This is a genomic window from Pilosibacter sp. NGB245 (assembly GCF_057397225.1).
Genome location: NZ_CM171584.1, coordinates 3,504,279 through 3,527,257, shown reverse-complemented (window position 1 = coordinate 3,527,257; position 22,979 = coordinate 3,504,279). Strand labels below are relative to the sequence as shown.

The window sequence follows — 22,979 nt, the reverse complement described above, 5'->3', positions numbered from 1 at the left end:
CTTATCGTCTCCGAAAACGATCTCTGAGCCGCTCCCGGAATCCCGGCTGCTTAATCCCAGACTTGGATCTTAAGTGCTCTTCCATGATCATATCAAATTCTGTGGAAGAATATCCCCATTCCTTTAAACGTTTTTCGCGCCGCTGATGACGGAGAAAACGCTCGTTCTGGGCTTTATTTTCCTGATAGATCATGATTCCGAAGACGGCGCCGCCAATGGCTCCGATGACAGCGGCAGCGATCAGGACTTTCTTAACAATGCCGAAAGCAGGAGAGGAGGTCCAGGATGTCTTATTGCTGCCCGTTTTTTTAGAGGAAGGTTCGGTTTTCTTGTCAGGTGCCTTAGAAGGAACGGTTTCAGCCACAGTCTCAGTCTCCGCGGTATCCGTGCTCTGTTTCACCGCTCCGGGCACATATCCCTGTGTCACAGTCGCCTCCAGATAAGCCTGTCCGACAAGCTTATCCCCATAGCGGTAATCGATCCGTGCGATCGCCCCATCCGGTGCATCGTCAGTCAGGTCGTAGTCCAGTGTGGAAGTCACATCGGAGAAGTTCCCATCCGCAGGTAAAGTCACTGCACTGTTTTTATTTACCGTGAGTCTTGTAGCACTCCCGGAAAAGATCCCGGAGATCGTCAGGTCATCAGCCACCTTGCTGTAAGTGCTGTCCTGATCCGCAACCGGAACGGACTTGAAATTTTTAAATCCATAGTCAAACAGTGCTTTTGTGTCGGAATAATGGGTCTGGTGACCATTGAGAACGACAGCTATGAGCTTCATTCCATCGCGTTCCGCGCATGTCACCAATGTATTTCCCGCGAGCAGGGTGTAACCGGTCTTTCCGCCGATGGCACCGTCGTAATAAAGGGAATCATTCCGCCGCAGCATTCTGTGGTGGGCGTAGTAGCGCCAGCCATCCGGGTACTGCTTTAATTTCCCCGCAGGAACGTCATAGTATGTTGTGGAATCAACTTCTACAAATGTCGGATTATTAAATGCCGCCTTCGCGATTAGTGCCATGTCATAAGCGGACACATAGTGATTCGGATCATTCAGACCGCTCGGGTTTGCGAAATGGGAGTCCGTACATCCAAGCTCCTCCGCCTTCTCATTCATCTTCTCCGCAAAAGCATCAATACTGCCTGCGCAGTGTTCGGCCAGAGCGTTTGCAACCTCATTCGCGGACTGTAAAAGCAGGGCATAAAGACAGTCCCGGACACTTAACGTATCTCCGGCGCGGGCCCCCAGAATGGAGGAGTTCGGCTCAAGAGAGTTCACCGCTGTGTTGGAGAACGTCACGGTCTCATCAAGCCCACAGTTTTCAATCACGATCAGTGCCGTCAGGATCTTTGTGATACTTGCCGGATAATACGGTTCATGGCTGTTCTTCTCAAACAAAACCGCTCCCGAATTGATGTCCATTAGGATCCCGCCGTCCGCTGAGATCGAGATCTCCGACGGCCACTCAGCCGCCGCATATGCCGTCTGTCCCGGACAAAAGCCGAGGATCAGCGTCAGACAGAGAAAAATACTTAAAATTCGTTTCATGGAACTCCTTGAAAAAATTGCCGCCATGTTTACCCGACGTGGCGGCTGTTTTGATGTCTCAAATCCCATCGGCACAGCCGATCAGGAATGGATTTTTGCCTGTAATTGTGAAGGATTGAATGATCACAGTACTCGTACTATGGATTATAGCAGTTTGAAGACAGGGCTGCAACCGATAAATGATATAAAAAAACCGGCAGATCTGAACTGCACCCCATTTGTTAGACAGTATGGTATACTATCTAACAAGTGGGGTGTTTTGTTATGCCAAAAGGAGTACCAAACAAACGATATACGCCGGAATTCAAAAAACTGGTGATTGAAACTATGCAGGAAGAGAAATTAAGTTACAGCGAAACCTGTCGTAGATTTGAGGTAAACAGCAGAGATCGAATCAAATCATGGGAGCGAATCTATCTGGAGGAAGGGCCGGAAGGCTTTGCCGTCGAACGGCGTGGCCGCAGCAGTAAGGGTCGTCCGCCAAAGCAGCTGCCGAAGCAGGTAGAAGAAGATCTGCTGGCCGAAGTGCAGCGACTGCGTGCGGAGAACGATTACCTAAAAAATTTGCAAGCCTTGGTTTTGGAAGACGAGCGACACCAGCACAAAAAACGCTGGTAGTTCAGAAGCTAAGGCAAAAACACGCACTCAGTATTCTGCTCTCAATCGCTCAACTGCCCCGTGCAACTTTCTACTATCATTTGAAGCAGATGCAGAAAGAAGACAAATATGCATCTGTTAAGGAAGAAATCACAACGATTTACCATGAAAACAGGGGTCGATACGGCTATCGCCGGATCACGGCAGAACTTCGCAAGCGTACATTCTCTGTGAACCACAAGACTGTCCAGCGGCTTATGAAAGAGTTGGGCTTAGTTTGCCGTGTCAGGATGAAGAAGTATCGCTCTTATAAGGGAGAAGTGGGCAAAATCGCACCAAATCTGCTAAATCGGGATTTCCATGCCGAAAAGCCGAATCAGAAATGGGTCACGGATGTGACGGAGTTCAGCCTGTTTGGAGAGAAGCTCTACCTGTCCCCGATTCTCGATCTGCACAGCAGCGATCTGGTCAGTTACACCATATCGGATCATCCTGTACTCAGCATGGTAACCACCATGCTGGACGAGGCGTTTGCAAAGATCCCGGCCGGAACACGCCTGATTCTCCACTCTGATCAGGGTTGGCAATATCAACACAAGCAGTACCAGCGGATGCTTCGCGAGAAGGGGATCCGACAGAGCATGAGCCGCAAGGGAAACTGTCTGGACAATGCTGTGATAGAAAATTTCTTCGGACTGCTCAAAAGTGAACTGTTATATCTGCAAGAATTTCAATCCATGGAACACTTCAAACAGGAACTGATCGAATATCTGGATTACTACAACAACCGCAGGATCAAGGCAAAGCTAAAGGGCTTGCCGCCTGCAATTCACAGACAGCAAGCCCTTTCGGCTGCTTGAACAATTTTTACTTCAAAATATTGTCTAACTTTTGGGGGTCACTTCAATCTACCTGCCGGCTCTTTTATATAATACCAGATTCCCAACAAAAAACATCCCAACGATCACCGCAAACACCAGCGCGATCCGCGCGGCGGTATCGAAGAAGAAACCTTCCGGAACGATGTTGATGAGCATGTCGGTGCGTGGATCGAGGACCCACAGATCATTGTTGAAAAAGATTTTGTGGAAAACAATAAAATATTTCGTGAAGTCTGTGGATATAATGCCGATCAAAACTAAAGCCACGGCAAAGACTGCGCCGGTGCCGATGCAGAGGGACTTCGGGATCAGGCGTTTTAACGCCTCTGTCCGCTCTGAGCTCTTATGCCCCCAGAAATAAGCCAGGGACGCGAAGCATAGGGTGATCAGGATCCCGATCCGGCGAAGCCATAATCCGCCGATAAAGAGTCCCTGCACATCCTTCATATGGGCGATCTCCCGGTCATTGAAGAATTCCCGGTATTCCCCGCCCATGGTGGTGTATACGTGAAGGTTTTCACGCTTTCCGCGAAGAAATGCCATCATTTCATCGGTAACGTCTAAAAGATCATCCATGGTCATCTCAGGAAGATCATTCAGAACCTGATATTTCGTGTATTCCTTCTCGTAATATCCTGGTGTCCAGTAGGTGACTGCCTCCACGGATGTGATAAGAAACGCGATGATCAGCCAGAACGCGGTGAAGATCCCGGCGGCGTAGGTAATGGTCTTTGCTGTTTTTGTCATTTCGTGGTACTCCGTTTGATTACTTTTAGTCTTGTGAACTCCTCGCGGTCCTTTTCCTCCAGGGCGTTGGTGATGTCCTTCACAAGTGCCTGGTATGACGGGATCGTGATGTTCTTTAGTGCATTGGCCCGCTTCTGGGTCTTCTTAATGCTCTCGGCAAGACGGTAGGCGGATGTCTCCACGGTTGCGAGGTCTGCGGTCAGTTCCTTCACGCGCTCGAAGGCGATCCGCGCCTCGTCCAGCGAATCGCTGGTGCTGTAAAACGAATAAGGCGGTTTTTCATCTTTTGACGGTGTATACTCGACAAGCGGGATCTCCGTTCCCATGATGCTGCGCGCCTTGATCCGGATATCATCCGTGACGGGAAGTGAACCTGCGATCTCCTCCACATAGTGGATTCCCATCTCGATATTGGCCTTCTGGAGTGCCTTGTAGGCGGCGGTAAACGTGGAATCGATCTCGGACTGGATCACTTTTGCCTGATCGATCAGGCCCATAAGCTCCCGCAGCAAGATGTTCCTCTTTTTATCCATCAGTCCGTACCCCTGAGTCGCAAGGGCGAGGGAGTTTTTCGCAAGGATCAGATTTCCCTTGGTGGGGAATGTGTTCGGATTCATGAGATCCCCTCCTTATGAAGCGTCTGAAGCGGCGTCTGCAGGTTTATAATACTTGTCTAAGATCTTCGTGTCAATACGGTCGAGCTCTTCTCTCGGAAGAAGTCCTAAAAGCTCCCAGCCGATGTTTAAGGTGTCGATGATGGTACGGTTGTCATGGATATCCTGTCCGATGAACCGTTTTTCAAATTCCCGGCCGAATTCCAGATACTTTTTATCGATCGGGGAGAGCTCATCTTCACCGATAACAGATGCGAGGGCTCTCGCGTCGCCCACCTTTGCGTAGCAGGAAAACAGCTGGTTTGCCACATCCTGATGATCTTCACGGGTAAATCCCTCACCGATGCCGTCCTTCATAAGACGGGACAGGGACGGAAGCACGCTGATCGGCGGGTAGATGGACTGACCGTTTAAGTTGCGGTCCAGAACGATCTGACCTTCTGTGATGTAACCGGTAAGGTCCGGGATCGGGTGGGTGATATCATCGTTCGGCATGGTAAGGATCGGGATCTGTGTGACAGATCCGTTGACTCCGGCGACGATTCCGGCGCGCTCATAGAGAGATGCCAGATCACTGTATAAGTATCCCGGATATCCCTTACGGGACGGGATCTCGCCCTTTGAGGAGGAGACCTCACGCAGCGCCTCAGCGTAGGAGGTCATATCCGTCAGGATGACCAAGATATGCATGCCCTTTTCAAATGCGAGGTATTCGGCAACTGTGAGGGCAACCTTCGGTGTGATCAGACGCTCGACGACCGGGTCATTTGCAAGATTAATAAACATGGCAACATGGTCCAGGACGCCGCTCTCACGGAAGGTACGTTCAAAGTATTCGGCAACATCGTACTTGACGCCCATAGCTGCGAATACGACGGCGAACTTTTCATCGGAATTGTCTCCCAGAGAGGACTGCATGACGATCTGCGCTGCCAGCTGGTCGTGGGGAAGTCCGTTTCCGGAGAAGATCGGGAGCTTCTGTCCGCGGATCAGGGTCATCAAACCGTCAATGGCGGAGATACCGGTACGGATGTAGTTACGCGGATATTCACGGGCCACCGGGTTTAACGGTTTTCCGTTTACATCCAGTTTTTTATCAGCTAAGATCGGTCCCAGACCGTCGATGGGATTTCCAAGACCGTCAAAGGTACGGCCTAACATATCGGCGGAGACGCCGATCTCCATTGGATGTCCGGTGAGACGGGTATGAGTGTTTTTCAATGCCATGTTTCCGGTGCTCTCAAACACCTGGATCACGGCTTTATCCTCGTACGCCTCGATAATGCGTCCGAGCTTCTTTTCTTTTCCGTCGACGGTCATTTCCACGATTTCATCATAAGATGCCCCGGAAACGCCTTCGAGGACGGCAAGAGGGCCGTTTAAGGAACTAAGGCCAAGATATTCGACTGCCATTGTGATCTGCCTCCTTATGCGTTGCGCTCGATGACGGAATTGTAGAAGTCATCGATCTGCTTCTTATAGTCGTCAAACATGTCGAGACGGTCATTCGGGACGTCATATTTGATGGCAATGATCTTCTCAAAGATCTTTTCTTCTTTGAGGACGGATACCGGCATGCCCATGGCAACGAGGGCACGGGATTTTTTATAGAGATAAAGGATGATCTCCATCATCTTAAACTGCTTTTTCAGCGGAACACAGGTATCTTCCTTATGGAAAGCGTTCTGCTGAAGGAAACCGAGACGGATAACCTTGGCGATCTCGAGGACGAGCTTCTGGTCATCAGGGAGAACATCGGATCCGATCAGTTTTACGATCTCCATCAGGCTGCTTTCCTGATTCAGGATCGTGACGAGCTGGTTACGGTAATTGACAAAGTTTTTATCCACATGCTCAGAGTACCAGGAAGAAAGATCCGTGAGGTATTCCGAGTAGCTGGTCAGCCATTGGATCGCCGGGAAGTGTCTCGCGTAGGCGAGGTTCTTATCAAGTCCCCAGAAGCAGCGGACGAAACGCTTGGTGTTCTGTGTGACCGGCTCGGAGAAATCGCCGCCCTGCGGGGATACGGCTCCGATGATGGATACGGAACCTTCCGTTCCGTTTAAGTTCTGGACCATTCCGGCACGCTCATAGAACTGGGACAGCCGGGATGCCAGATAAGCCGGGAAACCTTCCTCGGCCGGCATTTCCTCCAGACGGCCGGAGAGCTCACGGAGAGCCTCTGCCCAACGGGAGGTGGAGTCTGCCATGATCGCTACGTTGTATCCCATGTCGCGGTAGTATTCTGCAAGTGTCAGGCCGGAGTAAAGACTCGCCTCACGGGCGGCAACCGGCATGTTGGAGGTATTGGCGATCAACGTAGTCCGCTCCATCAGTGGGTTTCCACTCTTCGGGTCGATCAGCTCGCTGAATTCCTCCAGAACCTGTGTCATTTCATTTCCACGCTCGCCGCAGCCGATGTAGATGATGATATCGGCATCGGACCACTTGGCGATCTGGTGCTGGGTCATGGTCTTTCCGGTACCAAATCCGCCCGGGATCGCCGCCGTGCCGCCCTTTGCGAGTGGGAACAGGGTGTCAAGGATACGCTGTCCTGTGATCAGCGGTTTGGATGCCGGATAGCGCTTTACGGTCGGACGCGGGATGCGGATCGGCCATTTCTGTGTCATAGTGATCGCTTTTTCCGTTCCGTCCTTTGTCATGATCGTGAGCAGTGTATCATTGATCGTATATTCACCGTCGGAGACAACGGAGAGGACATCGCCCTCCAGATCCGGCGGGATCATGACTTTATGGGTAATGGCTCTCGTCTCCGGGACCTCTGCGATGATGGTGCCGCCGTAGACATGATCACCGCGCTTTACGGTCATGTGGGTCTGCCATTTCTTTTCTGTATCAAGGGATGTTACATGAACACCGCGGTCAATATAATAGCCGCTTGATTTTTTGATAGCGGCTAACGGACGTTCGATTCCATCAAAAATATTTGTGATAATGCCGGGGGCAAGTGTGACGGAGACAGGAGCTCCTGTTCCTGTGACCGGCTCTCCAGGCTTCAGACCTGTGGTCTCCTCATAGACCTCGATCGTTGTGCGTTCGGAGGTCAGTCCGATGACCTCGCCGACGAGGTTTGCCTCTCCGACGTAGACCATCTCATTCATCTGAAAACCGGAATCACCGGCAATATAGACGATCGGGCCGTTGATCCCGTAAATTGTGCCTTTTGCAGCCATGTTGATTTCCTCCAAAAATGTTATAAAAAGTAACTGGCCGGCAGGTCTGCGCGTGTACCGCGCTGCCCGCGGAAACGTATCGCACAGTTACAGTGAGAACTGGAAGTCCTGTTCAGCTTCTTTGAGCTTCGTCTCAAAGGAGTTATCGATCAGGATATTTTTCGAGGCGATGACGGCCCGCGTGCCGCCGAGAAACGGGTACTGGCTGACGCGGATGTCGCAGTCGGTCCTTAAGGATAAAAGATTCTGCTTTTCCCTGTCGGACGGGTCGATATAGATATGGATCTCACTGGATCCTGCAAATGCTTTTTCTTTTTTGATCTGCGCCTCTAAGAGTGCGTCATATTTCGGGGTCTCCATGAACCGCGCCAGCCTGTCGCGAAGCTCGGAGAAGACTTTTCCGCGGAGTTCCTCATCTTTTCTGCTATAGGAACGGCGGATTTCGATCTGGCCTAAGGACAGGTTCTTGTTGGTCTCCCGTGCGATCCGCTCTTTTTCGGCAGCGATCTGCAATGCTGCCTGCTTTCTGGCGTTTTCTTTATGCTCATTCAGGATTTTTTCCTCATAAGCGGTATAATCAGAGACTGCCTGCTCGTATTTCTTTAATGCGTCGCCTGTGCAGATGTCTTCAAAATGCTGTAACTTTTCTTCGGTTGTCAAAGCAGCCACCTCCTTGATTCCAATATCGATCTGCAGCGGTTCCGGATCGCTGTTGCCTGCGGACGGAACCGCTGTGTGCATACTATAACTTTAGTCCGATCGCGTCATTTACATATGCCGTGATGAAATCGGGCCGCCGTCCTGTTCCGTGGCGGTCCGGAATTTCGATGAGAAGCGGCTTTTTATGTTCTGTGCGTACCGTCTTAACCAGCTCCGGATACTTCTTTCCGAGAGCTTCGGTGAGCAGGATGATCCCGATATTTTTGTCTTTTAATACTTCGTTCAACGCCTTTTCCAGCGTTTCTTTTTCATTTGCGATCACACCGTCCACGCCCGCCAGCCGCATGCCGGTCAGCGTGTCGGTATTATCGCTGATCAAATACATTCTCATAGCCGGTCTCCATTCCTGGTAATAGTTCAGCCATGTTATCAGGCATTAAAGTTTACCGATGATCATGAAGGAGATGATAAGTCCGTACAGGCAGACACCTTCGGCAAGACCTACGAAGATAAGAGATTTACCAAGAATGGAGGAATCCTCACTGATAGCGCCAAGTGCTGCGGATGCTGCCGCAGAAACAGCAACGCCGCCGCCGATACAGGAAAGTCCGGTGGAAAGAGCAGCTGCGATGTAGCCCATACCGGTGGAGATGCCGCCGGCTGCAGCTGTGGACTCGGCTGCGAATGCAGTGCCGCCAAAGAGTACGCAGACGGCGAAGAGCATGGTTCCGAAGAACATTACAGTGTTGGCCGCGAGGGCTGTTTTATAGCGTCCTTTCGTCTTTTCACCTGCGGCGAAAGCTCCGAAGGGGACTGCAATACTGAAGATAAGTGCAACGGTTAAAAGAAGTTTTACTGCGATTGTCATGACGATGACCTCCTAAAATCTGTATTTTACCATTTATTTTTATTTCTCGTAGAACGGTTTAAATTCCCGGCCGCTTCCTTTATAGAACCGGCTGAACAGCTCGTAGTACTCGAGACGGAGTACCTGGATCCCGACGATCAGGCCCTCCATGCCGCACACGAACAGGTTTCCGAGAACAATGACCGGTATGGACGGTGCTCCGGTTTCTGCGCCTGCGAGCATTAAAACAACCTGCATCATGGCTGCGTGGCTGACGGCGAAGGCGCCCACACGGACGAAGGAAAGCGTGTTGGAGAAGTAGCTTAAGAGTACTTCAAACAGCTCGAAAAATCCCTGTGTGATGAACATTCCCACGCCACCGGAGATCTTCTCAGATTTCTTTTCCAGAACTGCTGTGAGCGGTTCCTTAAAGAACATCACGAGAAGCGGCAGGACGAACATGATGATCAGGATCGCTGCCGCCGGAAGTGTATGTCCGCTCATGAACATCACGATGGTGGCTGCAAGACTGAAATAAAAGACAAAGCCTGCGAGACCGTTTGTATCGAACCAGGTCTTTTCGGTGTCATGGTTCTTAAAGCTCGTAGTCATGTTTAAGATCATCGTAAAGAGGATGACTCCCATGCCGAGAGCAATGGCAACGACGAATACGGTGTTCAGACGACCCACAAACGGAAGATCCGTCATGGCTTCGGTCGGCTTTAACCACAGCGCCGGGATCACATCTTCAAATCCGAAGACGCTTCCGAAGAGGCATCCGAAGATCGTTGAGAAGAATCCGCAGCAGGAGATGATGGCTGCCAGATCGATTTTTTTGAACTTATAGAGCAGGAAACCTCCGATCAGAAGGACAAGTCCCTGTCCCGCATCTCCGAACATGAAGCCGAAGAAGATGGAGTAGGTGATGGCGATCAGAAGCGTCGGATCAAACTCGTCGTAGGACGGAAGTCCGTACATCTTTACGAACATCTCAAACGGCCGCAGCAGCGGAATGTTTTTTAACTTGGTGGGCGGAATGCTGGTCACGTGCTCTTTGCTGTCCTCTAAGACGAAGAAGGTGTCCGCGTCCTTTGCGAGGTCCCTGTGGAGAGCTTCCGCGTCCTCTTTTGTCATCCAGCCGCAGAGAATGTAGAACGGATGATCCTTATCATGGGTGCATGCCGCATACTTTCTCACATTGAAGTTTGCTTCATAGGATTTCAGCACCTGGCTGGCATCCCGGAGACTGGTCTGTCTCGTCAGCAGGTACTCGGAATCTTTTGCGTCCAAGGCCTGTTCCTTTGCTTTCAGACTTGCAAGCTCGTTTTCCAGACGTTCGACCTCGGTCTTCGGGGTTCCGGCGTACTCATCCGGGAGATAGATCCTCTCGAACTGCAGGGACGAGAAGACGGTGTCGATCCGGTCGGAGGTGATATCCGGTGTGAAGTAGAGCAAAGAAATATAGTGGTCTGATTCGTGGCATTTGAACAGGATCGTCTCATCCGAGCGGTCGGCGAATGCCTGAAGCTGCGGGAAGCTTTCCTTTCTGATACGTCCGAACCGGTATTTGATGTGCTTCAGCTTCAGAATTGCCGGAATATCGAAGTCCAGTTCCACATACAGGCGTACCTGCTCCAACAGGGAAGAGACTTCTTTTTCTTTTGCCTTTAAGGACTCCCGCTCCCCATCGGAGGCGGCGAGCTCCGTATCCATGTCATTTACAAGTGTGATGGCGTTCTCCACGGGCATTGTTCCGGTGGAAATCTCCTGCTGTTTTGCGCCGGGACAGGAAGCGAGAAGTTTCTGCGCTTTCTGAAGCGGTTCCCGGTATGGATTGGTTCCGGGATATGGTTCTAATTTTGATGCGGATCTTAATTCGGTCAGCGCGTTTTCCAGCTGGATCTCATAGTGGGAGAGATACTGGTTGACCATTCGGTCCAGATCGTTCTTTGGCCCGGAGATGCTGACGAATTTCATTTTTTCGATCACAGAGCATACCCCCTTTTCTAACTTTCTGCCAGGCAGGTGAGAATTTCTGAACTGCCAAGGCTGTAACGGATCCCCTCAACGGTGGTGATGATTTTTCTGATCTCCTCTTCCTTAAAGTAGAAGTAGCTGTTTAACGCAGCCGCGGAATATGGATCATTCCGTCCGGATTTGCTGTACACAGCATCCAGAAGCGCCCGGAACAGGGAATGCAGTTCCGGATTCTCCTGCTCTTCGACGGATGCCAGAAAGATCCGGTTTCCGTAGCGGGTCCCCTTTAGGATCCGGTCAAATTCCTCTATAGACGGCGCTTCGGCAAGCTCCCTTGCCTGAGACTTTTTTAAACGGTGCCATACGGGGATCAGAAGCTCCATAATGGCATCGGCAGATAATTTGTAGTGGCGTTTCGCTCTTGCGAGCCATTCAATATTTAAAAGATCGATCTTTTCACCGGCACAGTCGGCGATGGCCTCCCGGTCGTCTTTTGAAAGCTGGTCTTTTAAACTTTTCCAGAAACGGATGAAGTACAGGATGTCCAGAGCAGATTCGAACTCAGACAGGGAAGTGATGCCCTGATCCTTTAAGTCCTTTAACGGACCATAATAAGGGGTGTTCTGAATGCTGTCCAGATATTCGTCCAGATCTTTTGAATCAGTCAGAGCGGTGAAATCCAGGTGGGAGTGCTTTCGGAAGAAGGGCTCAAAGCTCTTAAAGTTCAAATCTGAGCGTTTTCCGGAAACCGCGTCCCTCAGACACCGTTTCATGACATCGATCTCGAAATGGAGAAAGTAGAGATCCAGAAATTTTCTCTGGGTTCCGTTTGCGAATCGGAACAGCCTTGAGAAATCACCGTAGAGGGAGTGCCACAAAAGCTCTTCGATCTTACTTCTGTGGAGTTCCTCATTTTCGACACCGGAAAAAACATCCCTATAGGCGGGAGAACTTTTCAGGTATTCGACGGCAGCTGGTACATTCTCCATTCCCGCGAGGACCGAGAACTCATCATCCGTGAGGAAATGCCCGCGCATCGCGGCAAGCTTGGCAGCGATCGCACTGTAAGTGATGAGACTTCCCATAGATCACACCTCGGTCATAGAACGGAAGAGGGAGTCCACATACCAGGAATGCTTTTCTTCGTAATGCTGTTCCAGGCGGGCGATCTGGTCACCGGCGGCGGTTTTCTGCCTGTCAAGCTCCGCGGCGGCTTCTGCCTCCATTTTCTGGCGCATGGACTGGATTTCCAGTTCGGTTTCATGATTCAGCTCCTCGTCAAACTGTTTCGTCTTTGCCTCATATTCTGCTGCAAGAGTTTTTTTCTTGTCGGCAGCGCCGTCTAAGATCGCGACAGTCTTTTCTTCGATCTGGGAGAGCTGATTGATGATATTGTTCATTGATTTGTCTCCTTTCTGAGAAGGATTTTCCCTCATCCAGGGGGATGGGGCCAGATACCCGGGAATTTTATGCGGTAAAATTCAAGTCAGGTTTTCCTGGGTGTCTGACCCCGGTAACATCATAATATAACTTGAAAATCAGGAATTTCAAATATATAATAATTATGCTGTTATAACATGAATGTTATAATGAAACGAAAATGCCATAAATGAACGAAAAATTAGCACAAAATTAACAAAATCGTTAAGGCGCGAAAGAAAAAGGGGGAATGATATGGAAATCCAGCAGTTTCGGTATTTTTTGGCGGCAGCGCGGTATGAAAATCTGACAAAAGCGGCAGAAGATCTGCATATTGCCCAGCCGGCATTGTCCCAGTCCATCAAGCGTCTGGAGACGGAGCTCGGCGTAAGCCTTTTTGACCGGAAAAATCACCGGATCGAGCTCAACGAACAGGGGAAACTCCTGAAAAAACGCCTGATCCCGATTCTGGAATCCATCGATAATCTAAAGGATGAGCTCTGGGAGTCGGTTTATTCATCAGAGCGCACGATCTATTTAAATTTCCTGTCCGCGTCGAACCTCATTACGAACAGTATTATTTCCTATCGGGCCCTGAAACCGGATGTCCAGTTTCAGGTATCCCAGCTTGAGATGACGGAGAACTGTGATATCCATATCGAATCAAGGATCGCTATATCTGTGACGCCTCCGCATCCGCAGGAACTTCCGGATGGTGTGGTAAGACGGGAATATCTGCGGGAGGAGATTTTTCTGGCAGTGCCGCCGGATTCAAAGTTTGCGAAGCATAAGACCGTCGATCTGCGGGAAGTGAAGGAAGAAAATTTCATCCGTCTCGGAAACGGCTGGCAGCTCCGCGGGATCTGCGATGATTTCTGCAGGAGAGCGGGGATCCGTCCTCAGGCGGTGTTCGAGAGCAACAGTCCGGAGTCGGTGCGAAACCTGATCGCGGCAGGGCTTGGAATCGGCTTCTGGCCGGAAAAAGCCTGGGGTGGAAAGCCGGGGCACGGTGTTGTCCTGATCCCGATCCGTTACCCGAATTGCAGGCGGGATCTTGTGGTCACAGTGTTTGAGCAGGCAGGAAATAAGCCGGTGGTGGATGAGTTTGTGAATTATTTCTGTAAGTATTTTGAGAAAGACCCGTCGGGGATGGGAGATGTGACGGTGTAAGAATGTAGTATAAATGAAAAAAGAACTCTGAAGTCAGCAATAGGGCGGGATCCATCGGAATCCCGCCCTAAATATTGGCTTTAGAGCTTTTTGAATTTGATATTCCAATAAGTTATTACTCCGCTGTCAGAAATTCCTTCGCGACATAGGCTTCCTGTCCGTTGTACTTGATGACGGCCCAGGTATCGTCGTGGTCGCGGAGATATTCAACGGATGCGCCCGGGTCCAGTTTTCCGATGCGGTCCGCGTCGGTGGACGGTTCTTTGCGGACGTTTAAGGTCGTTGTTGTCTTGTAGGAAGAGCCGGAAGTTGTGCTCTCCGGTTCGGTTTCCGAGACTGTGGTCTCTGCTGCTTCCGTTGTGATCACTGGTGCGGAGGTCTCCTCTGTAGCCGGTTTCTTCGGCGTTAGGACACGGATCAGGATGATCAGGATGATCACGAGGACGATCGGGACGACAAACTTTAAGAGGTCTGTGGGCTGGATGCCACTTCCGGAGCGCCCGAAACCGGAAGCTCGTCTTGACTGCTGGGAATGGGCCCCGGACGGGCGTCTGCCGCGGGCCGCTTTTCCGTTGTCTGCAAAGGAGTAGATCTCCTGGGACAGCACGTGGTAGGCCTGGTTTGCATTGTAGGCACCGTTATCGCCGTTTTTGGCGGCTTTTGTGCCGATGTCGTAGATCTGTAAGTAGTGCTCGGTGGTGGACTTTGAGATCCAGCCGTTGTTGTAGAGCTCGCGGATCATAGAGTCCATGGAGCCTTCCATGATCCCCGCCTGTTCACATTGGAGCTTAACCATGTATTCCACGGTCTGTTTTGCCTTGATCATGGACTGGTTGTATTGTTTCTGTCCCATGAGACGCTCGGTCTCCTGAACATTCTGACGGATCTTATCCCATCCGTTAGGAATGTCGTTTCTTGCCATATAAATCCCTCCGTTTTATGTATTTTAACGGCGCGTGAAGGTAAAAATCCGGTGCCGGTGAAGGTGCCGGATACTCACAGATGCCGTTTTCTTCTATGTAATGCTGTGCGCCTGATGAAACGATCGCAGACACGAAAAGAGCGATTTTGTCAGCCATTATCTTTATTATACTGGAACAGTAGGAAAATTGCACGAAAAATTTTTGAACAATTTAAGAATTCTCTGTTTCCAAAAGATATATTGAAAGAAAAATTCTGCGCGTCACTGTTACCTTGCAAAATAAGGCTTTCAATGATAAAATGATACACAAGCAATATCAGGAGGAAATACATTATGAGATTACGCCATATCAAAGGCGCTGAAGAAGAGATTGCTGAGAGCCCATATGTGGTCCAGGATCCGCAGTCACTGAAAGGAAGGTGGCATGAATTTTTTGGAAACGATAATCCGATCCGCATTGAGGTCGGAATGGGAAAAGGAAAATTCATCATGGAGCTTGCCCAGATGAATCCGGATATCAATTACGTGGGAATCGAGCGTTACTCCAGCGTTCTGCTTCGCGGACTTCAGAAGCGCGCGGAGCTGGAGCTTTCTAATATTTATTTTATGAGGATCGATGCCTTAGAGCTTACGGAGGTGTTCGCGGAGAATGAGGTGGAGCGGATCTACTTAAACTTCTCGGATCCGTGGCCGAAGGACCGCCACGCGAAGCGCCGTCTGACATCGGACCGTTTCCTTGCCGTGTATGATAAGATTTTACAGCCGGACGGAATCATCGAGTTTAAGACTGATAATCAGGACCTGTTCCGCTATTCGTTAGAATCCATTCCGGAGGCAGGCTGGCAGGTGACATCCCATACATTTGATCTTCACCACAGTGATATGGCCGAGGGAAATGTTATGACAGAGTACGAGACGAAGTTCTCCGCGGAGGGCAAGCCGATCTGTAAGCTGACGGCCTGTCGCGACAAGAAGGTTACCGCAAAACAGGCTGAATAAGCCGGGAATGTCTGCATATATTAAATGAGAAATGGCAAAAAGGCTGTGTGACGGATGAGTATGTGGACATGTCTGAAGCGGTGGCTCGCGCAGACAACCTGCGACAAGACAGAACTGAACCGGAAGATTATCCGGGTCAAGAAGTGTTTTGACGAGGCGAACGCTGTGGTCTGCGGCAAAAAGAAAAAATAAAAAAGGAGAAAATAACATGGAAGCAGTATTTACAAGCGCAAATTTTGATGTTGATGTTCTGGGATCCGATATCCCGGTAGTTGTGGATTTCTTTGCGACATGGTGCGGCCCGTGCCGTATGATGGCTCCGGTGATCGAAGAGCTCGCTGAGGAGTACGACGGAAAAGTAAAGATCGGCAAACTCGATGTAGACGAGAACAGTGATATTGCTGCCCGCTACGGAGTTATGTCTATCCCGACGATCATCCTTTTTAAGAACGGAGAAGTTTTTTCCAAGAGCGTTGGACTTCAGGATAAAGAAGTTCTGGAAAATGCGATCAAAGAGATGTTGTAGGAAATATAATGGAAAAGCCGGCAAACCCGCATGTTTGCTGGCTTTTTTAATCGTTTTATTTGTACCTGTTTTTTGAAAAACAAAAAAATTAAAAAAATTTCAAAAAAGGTGTTGACTTTTTTCTTGGTTTATCCTATAATACAAAACGTGCCACGGATGAGGCAAACAAAACAAAGAAAAACAACAAACCAAGCACCTTTAGCTCAGCTGGTAGAGCAGTAGACTCTTAATCTATTTGTCCAGGGTTCGAATCCCTGAAGGTGCACGAAAAAAAGCACTGTTTTAGCGGATGATAAGCCGCCGGGACGGTGTTTTTTGTTACACTGATATCGAATCATTCAATAATCATATCATTCGTTCAAATACTTGTTACCCGTTATATATTCGCGATTTTATGATTTTAATTTAATTTAAAAATGTGATATACTATATAAATAGAAGAAGTTTATGAAAAATTTACCAACAGGATCCTCATTTAGGGGATCCTGTTTCGGAATCACAGGTAATTAAAGGGAGATTAAAAGGATGAAAGAAATCAAGATCACAGAGATCGAAAACATCAGGATCGGCAGCGCAGAGAATAAAGAAGCGGGGACCGGGTGTACGGTTATTATCTGCGAGCGTGGAGCGGCAGCTGGGCTGGATGTCCGCGGGGGCGGTCCGGCATCCAGGGAATCAGAGCTTTTAAAGCCTATGGCGGCAGCTGACGTGATCCAGGCAGTTTTACTCAGCGGCGGAAGTGCGTTCGGTCTGGACGCGGCTGGGGGCGTTATGGAGTATCTGGAAGAACGTGGGATCGGCTTTGATGTGGGAATCACGAAGGTGCCGCTTGTATGCGAGTCCTGCCTGTTTGACCTGATGGTCGGGGATTTTAAGACGAGACCGGATAAGGCCATGGGATATGCGGCGTGCGAGGGCGCGGAGAAGAATAATTATCAGGATGGAAACTTCGGCGCTGGAACAGGTGCGTCCGTCGGAAAGCTGGGGGACAAGTCTCTCTGCATGAAGGGCGGAATCGGAAGTTATGCGGTGCAGATTGGTGATCTGAAGGTCGGCGCAATCGTTGCGGTGAATGCGAGAGGCGATATCTATGACTGGAAGGACGGAAAGAAGGTCGCTGGTATTTTAAATGCGGACAGGAAGACATTTGCGGACACAGAAGAAGCCGTTTATAAGAGCTATGAAGTGGTCAAGAACAAGTTCACTGGCGCGACAGAGAATACGACCATCGGTGCGGTGATCACGAACGCGGCATTCCCGAAGAGCAGCCTCTGCAAGATCGCCGGGATGGCCCACGACGGCTATGCGCGGGCGATCCGTCCTGTTCATACCTCTTCCGATGGAGACAGCATCTACGCGCTGTCTGTGGGCGATGTGAAGGCAGATCAGGATATGGTCGGAACCCTCGGCGCCCAGGTTATGGCGGAGGCGATCCTGAGGGCTGTGAGGAGCGCGGAGTCGGCCTACGGACTTGTTGGAGCGAAGGATTTATAAAAAAGAGCGGCTGCCCGGCAAAACTTTGCCGATATGACAGCCGCTTTTTCTATACGGTTACATCTGTCCTGTCACGCGCAGGTACAGACCAAGCTCCATCTCAAGCGCCTCTGAAATTCCGCGCTCATCTAATTGGAAATGGCAGTTATGGTGCGGGGAAGAGGTAATCGGGCGTTCGGGATCAGCCATTCCGATCTGGAAGTAGGCACCCGGCTTCTCAAGAAGATAGTAGGCAAAATCTTCACCGCCAAGGGCATCCGGGCGTTCGTAGACGGTATATCCGAGGTCTCTTGTGACACTGCGGATCGTTTCGATCTCCTCCGGCACGTTGATGGCTGCCGGATAGCCCAGAGTCGTGGTCACATCGCAGGTGAGGCCGAATCCGGCGCAGATCCCCCTGCTGATGGAGTGGATGGAGTCAAAGACTTTGTCGATTAGGTCATTGTTTAAAGTGCGGACATTGCCGCCGAGAGTCACGGTATCCGTGATGATATTCGGATACTGGCCGCCATTTATATAGGAAACCGTAAGAACACCGCCTTCCAGCGGATTCTTTTTCTCAGCCAGGATCTGGTTTAAAGCAGATCCGACCATGCAGGCCACGGGGACCGGGTTCAGGGCATTCTGCGGATAACCGCCATGACCGCCCTTTCCATGGATCTTCACTTCATAAATACCGATCGCTGCGGAATACGCCCGGGGAGTCACGGCGATGGTGCCGAGCGGAAACGCGGAAGCACAGTGGAAACCATAGATGAGATCGACATCCTTCATGACACCTTCCTCGCAGAGCGCCTTAGCGCCTCCCGGGAGCTTTTCCTCGGCTGCCTGAAAGATCAGCTTCACAGTTCCACGGACAAGCTCCGGATGGGCTGTGAGAACCTTTGCGAAGGTTAAAAGGACTACGGTATGGATATCGTGTCCACAGGCATGCATAACGCCGGGAACCTCGGACTTAAACGGGAGATCATTTTCTTCCTCCACCGGGAGCGCGTCGATGTCCGCACGGAACGCGATGCATGGACCGGTTTTTTCACCTTTTATGACAGCGACCGTGCTGGTTCCGGAGATCCCTTCCATCAGCGGGACGCCCAGGGCATTCAGGGTGCTGCGGATGTAAGCGGCAGTGTCTGTCTCCTGAAAGGAGAGCTCCGGGTGTCGGTGCAGGTAACGGCGTGTTTCGATCAGTTCTTTTTCATAAGGACTTGTGATGGACTTGACAAATTCTTTCATATAAAACCTCCGTTTTTCTCGTTTATACTATTTATAGGAACAACTTATCGGAACAACAGCTTATTGGTCTGTGGCTGGATCAAACGACACATTTGCGATCACGACTTCATTGTTAGTCCCGACCCGCATCGCCGGTCCCCAGACACCGGCACCGGAGGTGACAATAGACGTCATAGCCCCCTTTTTCAGGACTCCGCAGGCGTTTTCCCAGAGAAAATGGACCACAAGGTTTGCCGGAAACATCTGACCGTCATGGGTGTGGCCAGAGAGGTCCAGATCGACACCGGCATCGGAGGCCGCTGACAATTCTCCCGGCTGGTGATCCATGACGATGATGGGAAGTGAGGGATCGAGAGGTTCGGTGATCTCAGCAAAGGTTTTCCGCGAGAGCTGTTCTTTTTTTGCCATATCCTTATCCCGGCGGCCGATAAGATAGAAGGCATTATCGATGCAGACGGTCTCGTCCTCCAGCATCGTGATACCGGCGTGGTGCAGAAATTCCGTAAACCGCCCGTCCCGGACGATCGTTTCCTTCTGTGGAAATGTGAATCCGGCGAGGATCTTCTCGCTTACGTCATGGTTGCCCCAGCAGGCGTATGTGCCGTACCGGCTCTTGATATCGGATAGAATGTCAGCCACCTTATCTGGGTCTTTGATCGCGTCGTAATCATTGTCGAAGAGATCTCCGGCAATGCAGACGAGATCGACATTTTGGGAGTTAATGGTGTCTACGATCTTTCTTACATGGGACTTCGTGGAGTTATATCCAAGGTGAAGATCTGCGATCAGGGCGATCTTAAGTCCCGGAAGAGAAGAACTCTTTTCGATGACGACCGGATCCTGCCGCACATAGACCCGTCTTGCATGCAGGACACCGTAAATGCTGACCATAAGGATCAGGCCAATGGCAAAGCCGCCAAAAATCACGAGATTTTTCGGCATGGTATGCAGCATGGCCGGATACCGGTATTTCATAAAGAAGGAATGGCCGGTGACACGGCGGATCACGTCGAAGGTGATGATAAAAAGCAGGATATATTCCAGAGTGCCGAGCCAGTAGTTGCTGATCACCCGGAGAAAATGGTGAAGTGGTTCTTTTGTGATCAGAAATCCGGTCAGCGGGCTGACGGCAAAAAACAGATAGAGGACTGTGACAGGGATCCTGAAAAACAGTGAATGAAGCGCCGGGGAGCAGGAATCCGCCCAGGCGTAGAGCCATAAAAGAATGTATGCCTGAAATAACAGGTAGATCGGAGATAAAAATACAGCTAACATGAGATACTCCTGATGCTTCATGGACAGGAATGGTGTATAATGATTCCTGTACGGTGGTTTATGGTGTAAGTATAGCGAACACTTTAGCAATTTGCAATGGAAAAGAAGAAAAGAGGTTGTTATGATCGATCTGACAGGAATGATCTCCATTCCATATTTAAAGAAGACAACATTTACCGGAAGTGAAAAGGGAACGAATTTTATGATCCGGAAGATCAGCGGAGAGGAAGGCGAGCCGGATAAGATCCAGGCGGTCACCTGGCCGGGGCCGTTTATTTTTTCTGTGACGGAAGATGAAAAAAAGACGTATCAGGAATTTGAATTCAGCGAGGACGGGATCAAAGCGGCAGTAGCGTGGCTGAATGAGGTGACATAGAGAGGAATCCTGTATACAAAAAGGCCCGGAAGTTTCCGGGGTGAAAAATATTTTAAGAGCGAGTATGACCGGTGAAGTTAAGCCGGTTATACTCGTTCCTTGTTTTATAGACTTTAGCTGATCTGCGTATACAGAGCATTAGATCTGATGTACAGATGTGGGAGACGTTCCCTACATCGACGGTGTTCTCGCTACAAGATCCAGTGTCACATCCGTAAATCTCTGCTTTAAGAGCGCGCAGATCTCCTTCCGCTGCTCCATAAGCTTCGGGATCATGTCCTCGGTGAGCTGGAGCTTCGCACACCACGGCGCGTCGGGTTTTGTATCACCGGCAGCAGGATCCGGGTACACGCGGACGCGGAAGTCACGGAATCCAAGGTCGGAGAGGGATTTCTCCGCCCATTCCACATCCTTTAATACAGAAGATTCGATGGAAATTCCCGATGGAACTCTCGTCGCAAGACAGGCGTAGGCGGGCTTGTTCCATGTAAATAATCCGGCATTTCGGGAGTATTCCCGGAGTGCCGTTTTTGTCACTCTGGAAAGGCGCAGCGGGGACAGTACCTTCATTTCTTTTAAAGCGCGCATGCCCGGGCGGTCACCGGCGTCATCGGAGGCATTCGTTCCGTCCATGATCTCGGTAAAGCCGTCCTCTTTTGCGGCTTTCAGGATTCCGCCGAATACCTGATTCTTGCAGTAGTAGCAGCGGTCTTTCGGGTTGCTCTTTACGACTTTATCTGTCAGCACATCAAAGGGCAGGACCGTCATGTCCGCGTGTAACGATTCAGCGAGAAGCTTCGCGTCATCTAACTCAAATTGCGGCTGGAACGGCGTGGAGACATAGTAGGCATGTACATTTACTCCGCAGGCCTTTGCGGCATAGAGAAGATAAGAGGAATCCGTTCCGCCGGAAAAAGCCAGAGCGATGGTAGAATGTTCCGCAAAAAATTCTCGGAGTGCGGCCGGAACGCAGTCTATGGAAACGTTGATCGTGTTGTTCATAAGGAATTCTCCGTCCTTTCATATTCAAGTTGAACGTCCGTGAGACTTGCCGCGTGATTCTGGTCAGAGAAGCTGACATATTCCTATCAGAATCACTGCACATCCTCGCGGAGCGTTTATCTTAGCAGCCTCGTACGAGCGGTCATATCTTCATAGCAAATTGGTAGGTTTAATTCACTCATTATAATTCGCAGAGACATAGAAGTCAAGCTTGTAACCGGGAAGGTGTTACCGTCAGGCAGAATTCCCGATTTTTATAGATTTTCAGTATTTTCATTTCAGTATGTTTGTTATATCATAGATGAATAAAATGGCAAGGAGGATGCAGGCTATGGAAGACAGAGAACTAATCGTGAAGACATCCGCGTATATAGACCGTCACAGGGACGAGATGCTGTCGCTATGGGAAAAGATCGTTTCTATCGAAAGCGGAACCCCGGATAAAGAGGGCGTTGACCAGGTAGGTGCGGTCTTAAAGGATGAACTGGAAAGTGCCGGAGTGGAGACAGCTGTGATCCCGATGGAACGTTTCGGAAACCTCCTGACAGGTGTATGGAATAAAGAGGCAGCAGGCCAGCCCATCGTCCTGATCGGACACATGGACACGGTATTCGCGAAAGGCACGCTGGAGAAAAATTCGTTCCGCATCGATGAGAACGGAAATGCCCACGGACCGGGAGTTCTGGATATGAAGGCGGGACTTGTGATCGCTGTCTACGTTTTAAAGGCGCTCCATGGATGCGGATATGGGAAACGCCCGATCCGCGTTGTCTTTGCGGGAGATGAGGAGAACGGACACCGTCAGACAAATGCGGAGTCAGAGATCCGGAAACTCTGCGCGGGATGCGCGGCGGCATTCAACTTTGAGACGGGATTTATCGATGACGGACTCGTTGTCGGAAGAAAAGGTTCCTGCCGTGTGACACTCACCGTTCACGGAGTCGCGGCCCATGCTGGAAATGATCCACAGCGCGGAAGAAACGCAATTTTGGAGATGGCGCATAAGGTCATCGAGATCCAGAAACTTCATGACTTTGAACATGGACTTTTTGTGAATGTAGGTGTGATCCAGGGCGGAACGGTTGCAAACGCAGTGGCTGCGTCCTGTGAGGTTGGAATCGATATCCGCTACGACAGCTTTGAGCGCCTTGAGGAAACACTTCAGACGATCAAAAAGATTGCGGAGACGAGAACTGTCCCGGACACGACGGCAGATGTGACCTGGACGAAGCCGAGTACGGTAATGCCGGTATCGGAGAAAAATCTGGAGCTTTTCCGCCATGTCCAGAAGGCGGCAGACATGATCGGTTACGGAAAGCTGCAGACAAAGAAAGTCGGCGGATGGTCCGATTCCTGCCTGGCTGCGGCGGAAGGCGTTCCGGTAGTTTGCGCCATGGGCGTCAAGGGAGCGAACAATCATTCAATGGAGGAGTATGCGGTAGCTGAGACGCTGTTTTCCAGAGCGAAACTGGCATTGGCTTCCATCATTACGTTTTGACA

24 protein-coding genes and 1 tRNA gene are annotated in these 22,979 nt (G+C 50.3%); 10 read left to right on the top strand and 15 right to left on the bottom strand.

Going from position 1 to position 22,979, the window contains the following annotated elements:
• Nucleotide 1 precedes the first annotated feature (1 nt).
• Nucleotides 2-1,546 (bottom strand): D-alanyl-D-alanine carboxypeptidase family protein, encoded by a 1,545-nt coding sequence (locus ACXMYH_RS15950; protein ID WP_486555216.1) that lies wholly within the window; start codon nucleotides 1,544-1,546, stop codon nucleotides 2-4.
• Nucleotides 1,547-1,810: 264 nt separating this feature from the next.
• Here ACXMYH_RS15950 and ACXMYH_RS15945 point away from each other — a divergent pair, with 264 nt between their 5' ends.
• A complete protein-coding gene (locus tag ACXMYH_RS15945) occupies nucleotides 1,811-2,164 on the top strand; it encodes a helix-turn-helix domain-containing protein (protein WP_118655571.1) in 354 nt (117 codons plus the stop codon).
• Nucleotides 2,158-3,003: an IS3 family transposase gene (locus tag ACXMYH_RS15940; RefSeq protein WP_118655573.1), complete on the top strand. Its 846-nt coding sequence runs from the start codon at nucleotides 2,158-2,160 to the stop codon at nucleotides 3,001-3,003. Before ACXMYH_RS15945 ends, ACXMYH_RS15940 begins: the two co-directional genes overlap by 7 nt.
• Nucleotides 3,004-3,051: 48 nt before the next feature.
• On the opposite strand, the gene ACXMYH_RS15935 is transcribed toward ACXMYH_RS15940, so the two are convergent.
• The 10 genes from ACXMYH_RS15935 to ACXMYH_RS15890 form a co-directional block, all read right to left on the bottom strand.
• Nucleotides 3,052-3,771, bottom strand: a complete 720-nt coding sequence (locus tag ACXMYH_RS15935) for a TIGR01906 family membrane protein (RefSeq protein WP_486555215.1) — start codon at nucleotides 3,769-3,771, stop codon at nucleotides 3,052-3,054.
• Nucleotides 3,768-4,388, bottom strand: a complete 621-nt coding sequence (locus ACXMYH_RS15930) for a V-type ATP synthase subunit D (protein WP_405578532.1) — start codon at nucleotides 4,386-4,388, stop codon at nucleotides 3,768-3,770. The genes ACXMYH_RS15935 and ACXMYH_RS15930 overlap by 4 nt, the downstream gene beginning before the upstream one ends.
• 12 nt (nucleotides 4,389-4,400) lie before the next feature.
• Nucleotides 4,401-5,798, bottom strand: coding sequence for a V-type ATP synthase subunit B (locus ACXMYH_RS15925; protein WP_118531237.1), 1,398 nt, complete (start codon nucleotides 5,796-5,798; stop codon nucleotides 4,401-4,403).
• A gap of 14 nt (nucleotides 5,799-5,812) precedes the next feature.
• A complete protein-coding gene (locus tag ACXMYH_RS15920; RefSeq protein WP_117470999.1) occupies nucleotides 5,813-7,579 on the bottom strand; it encodes a V-type ATP synthase subunit A in 1,767 nt (588 codons plus the stop codon).
• A gap of 87 nt (nucleotides 7,580-7,666) precedes the next feature.
• A complete protein-coding gene (locus tag ACXMYH_RS15915) occupies nucleotides 7,667-8,248 on the bottom strand; it encodes a V-type ATP synthase subunit E (RefSeq protein ID WP_436974511.1) in 582 nt (193 codons plus the stop codon).
• A gap of 73 nt (nucleotides 8,249-8,321) precedes the next feature.
• Complete coding sequence (locus ACXMYH_RS15910) at nucleotides 8,322-8,630, bottom strand: V-type ATP synthase subunit F (protein ID WP_015552853.1); 309 nt, start codon at nucleotides 8,628-8,630, stop codon at nucleotides 8,322-8,324.
• A gap of 45 nt (nucleotides 8,631-8,675) precedes the next feature.
• Nucleotides 8,676-9,107, bottom strand: a complete 432-nt coding sequence (locus ACXMYH_RS15905; protein ID WP_015552854.1) for an ATP synthase subunit C — start codon at nucleotides 9,105-9,107, stop codon at nucleotides 8,676-8,678.
• A gap of 39 nt (nucleotides 9,108-9,146) precedes the next feature.
• Nucleotides 9,147-11,075: a V-type ATP synthase subunit I gene (locus tag ACXMYH_RS15900; protein ID WP_486555214.1), complete on the bottom strand. Its 1,929-nt coding sequence runs from the start codon at nucleotides 11,073-11,075 to the stop codon at nucleotides 9,147-9,149.
• Nucleotides 11,076-11,092: 17 nt separating this feature from the next.
• Complete coding sequence (locus ACXMYH_RS15895) at nucleotides 11,093-12,148, bottom strand: V0D/AC39 family V-type ATPase subunit (protein WP_486555213.1); 1,056 nt, start codon at nucleotides 12,146-12,148, stop codon at nucleotides 11,093-11,095.
• 3 nt (nucleotides 12,149-12,151) lie between these two features.
• Complete coding sequence (locus ACXMYH_RS15890) at nucleotides 12,152-12,463, bottom strand: hypothetical protein (protein WP_015552856.1); 312 nt, start codon at nucleotides 12,461-12,463, stop codon at nucleotides 12,152-12,154.
• A gap of 274 nt (nucleotides 12,464-12,737) precedes the next feature.
• On the opposite strand from ACXMYH_RS15890, the gene ACXMYH_RS15885 reads away from it, so the two are divergent.
• Nucleotides 12,738-13,652 carry a LysR family transcriptional regulator gene (locus ACXMYH_RS15885; protein ID WP_118531245.1) on the top strand — a complete coding sequence of 305 codons (915 nt, stop codon included), beginning with the start codon at nucleotides 12,738-12,740 and terminating at the stop codon, nucleotides 13,650-13,652.
• Between the two features lie 115 nt (nucleotides 13,653-13,767).
• Here the strand turns inward: ACXMYH_RS15885 and ACXMYH_RS15880 are convergent, their stop codons facing one another.
• Complete coding sequence (locus ACXMYH_RS15880; protein ID WP_486555212.1) at nucleotides 13,768-14,574, bottom strand: SH3 domain-containing protein; 807 nt, start codon at nucleotides 14,572-14,574, stop codon at nucleotides 13,768-13,770.
• A 333-nt stretch (nucleotides 14,575-14,907) separates the two neighbouring features.
• Here ACXMYH_RS15880 and trmB point away from each other — a divergent pair, with 333 nt between their 5' ends.
• The 5 genes from trmB (at nucleotide 14,908) to ACXMYH_RS15855 (ending at nucleotide 17,593) form a co-directional block, all read left to right on the top strand.
• Complete coding sequence (gene trmB, locus ACXMYH_RS15875) at nucleotides 14,908-15,573, top strand: tRNA (guanosine(46)-N7)-methyltransferase TrmB (protein ID WP_118531249.1); 666 nt, start codon at nucleotides 14,908-14,910, stop codon at nucleotides 15,571-15,573.
• Nucleotides 15,574-15,627: 54 nt separating this feature from the next.
• Nucleotides 15,628-15,765, top strand: a complete 138-nt coding sequence (locus ACXMYH_RS15870) for a hypothetical protein (RefSeq protein ID WP_166462232.1) — start codon at nucleotides 15,628-15,630, stop codon at nucleotides 15,763-15,765.
• A 16-nt stretch (nucleotides 15,766-15,781) separates the two neighbouring features.
• A complete protein-coding gene (gene trxA, locus ACXMYH_RS15865; protein ID WP_215701937.1) occupies nucleotides 15,782-16,099 on the top strand; it encodes a thioredoxin in 318 nt (105 codons plus the stop codon).
• A 192-nt stretch (nucleotides 16,100-16,291) separates the two neighbouring features.
• Nucleotides 16,292-16,364 (top strand) — tRNA-Lys (locus tag ACXMYH_RS15860).
• Between the two features lie 260 nt (nucleotides 16,365-16,624).
• A complete protein-coding gene (locus ACXMYH_RS15855; protein WP_486555211.1) occupies nucleotides 16,625-17,593 on the top strand; it encodes a P1 family peptidase in 969 nt (322 codons plus the stop codon).
• Between the two features lie 57 nt (nucleotides 17,594-17,650).
• Here the strand turns inward: ACXMYH_RS15855 and ACXMYH_RS15850 are convergent, their stop codons facing one another.
• Nucleotides 17,651-18,826 (bottom strand): M20 metallopeptidase family protein, encoded by a 1,176-nt coding sequence (locus tag ACXMYH_RS15850; RefSeq protein WP_486555210.1) that lies wholly within the window; start codon nucleotides 18,824-18,826, stop codon nucleotides 17,651-17,653.
• Nucleotides 18,827-18,886: 60 nt separating this feature from the next.
• Complete coding sequence (locus ACXMYH_RS15845; RefSeq protein ID WP_486555209.1) at nucleotides 18,887-20,101, bottom strand: metallophosphoesterase; 1,215 nt, start codon at nucleotides 20,099-20,101, stop codon at nucleotides 18,887-18,889.
• Between the two features lie 121 nt (nucleotides 20,102-20,222).
• On the opposite strand from ACXMYH_RS15845, the gene ACXMYH_RS15840 reads away from it, so the two are divergent.
• Nucleotides 20,223-20,477, top strand: a complete 255-nt coding sequence (locus tag ACXMYH_RS15840) for a hypothetical protein (RefSeq protein ID WP_117513471.1) — start codon at nucleotides 20,223-20,225, stop codon at nucleotides 20,475-20,477.
• Between the two features lie 171 nt (nucleotides 20,478-20,648).
• Here the strand turns inward: ACXMYH_RS15840 and larE are convergent, their stop codons facing one another.
• Nucleotides 20,649-21,479: an ATP-dependent sacrificial sulfur transferase LarE gene (gene larE, locus ACXMYH_RS15835; RefSeq protein ID WP_486555208.1), complete on the bottom strand. Its 831-nt coding sequence runs from the start codon at nucleotides 21,477-21,479 to the stop codon at nucleotides 20,649-20,651.
• A 331-nt stretch (nucleotides 21,480-21,810) separates the two neighbouring features.
• On the opposite strand from larE, the gene ACXMYH_RS15830 reads away from it, so the two are divergent.
• The gene (locus tag ACXMYH_RS15830) at nucleotides 21,811-22,977 is read left to right on the top strand and encodes a M20 family metallopeptidase (protein ID WP_486555207.1); all 1,167 of its coding nucleotides are present in this window, start codon (nucleotides 21,811-21,813) and stop codon (nucleotides 22,975-22,977) included.
• Nucleotides 22,978-22,979: the final 2 nt, after the last annotated feature.

What these genes read in the sequence shown, in the direction of transcription:
- ACXMYH_RS15925 (WP_118531237.1), bottom strand. Translation starts at nt 5,798, where the DNA reads ATGGCAGTCGAATATCTTGGCCTTAGTTCCTTAAACGGCCCTCTTGCC.
- ACXMYH_RS15840 (WP_117513471.1), top strand. Translation starts at nt 20,223, where the DNA reads ATGATCGATCTGACAGGAATGATCTCCATTCCATATTTAAAGAAGACA.
- trmB (WP_118531249.1), top strand. Translation starts at nt 14,908, where the DNA reads ATGAGATTACGCCATATCAAAGGCGCTGAAGAAGAGATTGCTGAGAGC.
- ACXMYH_RS15895 (WP_486555213.1), bottom strand. Translation starts at nt 12,148, where the DNA reads ATGGGAAGTCTCATCACTTACAGTGCGATCGCTGCCAAGCTTGCCGCG.
- ACXMYH_RS15910 (WP_015552853.1), bottom strand. Translation starts at nt 8,630, where the DNA reads ATGAGAATGTATTTGATCAGCGATAATACCGACACGCTGACCGGCATG.
- ACXMYH_RS15930 (WP_405578532.1), bottom strand. Translation starts at nt 4,388, where the DNA reads ATGAATCCGAACACATTCCCCACCAAGGGAAATCTGATCCTTGCGAAA.
- ACXMYH_RS15905 (WP_015552854.1), bottom strand. Translation starts at nt 9,107, where the DNA reads ATGACAATCGCAGTAAAACTTCTTTTAACCGTTGCACTTATCTTCAGT.
- ACXMYH_RS15950 (WP_486555216.1), bottom strand. Translation starts at nt 1,546, where the DNA reads ATGAAACGAATTTTAAGTATTTTTCTCTGTCTGACGCTGATCCTCGGC.
- ACXMYH_RS15870 (WP_166462232.1), top strand. Translation starts at nt 15,628, where the DNA reads ATGAGTATGTGGACATGTCTGAAGCGGTGGCTCGCGCAGACAACCTGC.
- ACXMYH_RS15855 (WP_486555211.1), top strand. Translation starts at nt 16,625, where the DNA reads ATGAAAGAAATCAAGATCACAGAGATCGAAAACATCAGGATCGGCAGC.
- ACXMYH_RS15850 (WP_486555210.1), bottom strand. Translation starts at nt 18,826, where the DNA reads ATGAAAGAATTTGTCAAGTCCATCACAAGTCCTTATGAAAAAGAACTG.
- ACXMYH_RS15945 (WP_118655571.1), top strand. Translation starts at nt 1,811, where the DNA reads ATGCCAAAAGGAGTACCAAACAAACGATATACGCCGGAATTCAAAAAA.
- ACXMYH_RS15885 (WP_118531245.1), top strand. Translation starts at nt 12,738, where the DNA reads ATGGAAATCCAGCAGTTTCGGTATTTTTTGGCGGCAGCGCGGTATGAA.
- ACXMYH_RS15830 (WP_486555207.1), top strand. Translation starts at nt 21,811, where the DNA reads ATGGAAGACAGAGAACTAATCGTGAAGACATCCGCGTATATAGACCGT.
- ACXMYH_RS15880 (WP_486555212.1), bottom strand. Translation starts at nt 14,574, where the DNA reads ATGGCAAGAAACGACATTCCTAACGGATGGGATAAGATCCGTCAGAAT.
- ACXMYH_RS15935 (WP_486555215.1), bottom strand. Translation starts at nt 3,771, where the DNA reads ATGACAAAAACAGCAAAGACCATTACCTACGCCGCCGGGATCTTCACC.
- ACXMYH_RS15845 (WP_486555209.1), bottom strand. Translation starts at nt 20,101, where the DNA reads ATGTTAGCTGTATTTTTATCTCCGATCTACCTGTTATTTCAGGCATAC.
- trxA (WP_215701937.1), top strand. Translation starts at nt 15,782, where the DNA reads ATGGAAGCAGTATTTACAAGCGCAAATTTTGATGTTGATGTTCTGGGA.
- ACXMYH_RS15920 (WP_117470999.1), bottom strand. Translation starts at nt 7,579, where the DNA reads ATGGCTGCAAAAGGCACAATTTACGGGATCAACGGCCCGATCGTCTAT.
- ACXMYH_RS15890 (WP_015552856.1), bottom strand. Translation starts at nt 12,463, where the DNA reads ATGAACAATATCATCAATCAGCTCTCCCAGATCGAAGAAAAGACTGTC.
- larE (WP_486555208.1), bottom strand. Translation starts at nt 21,479, where the DNA reads ATGAACAACACGATCAACGTTTCCATAGACTGCGTTCCGGCCGCACTC.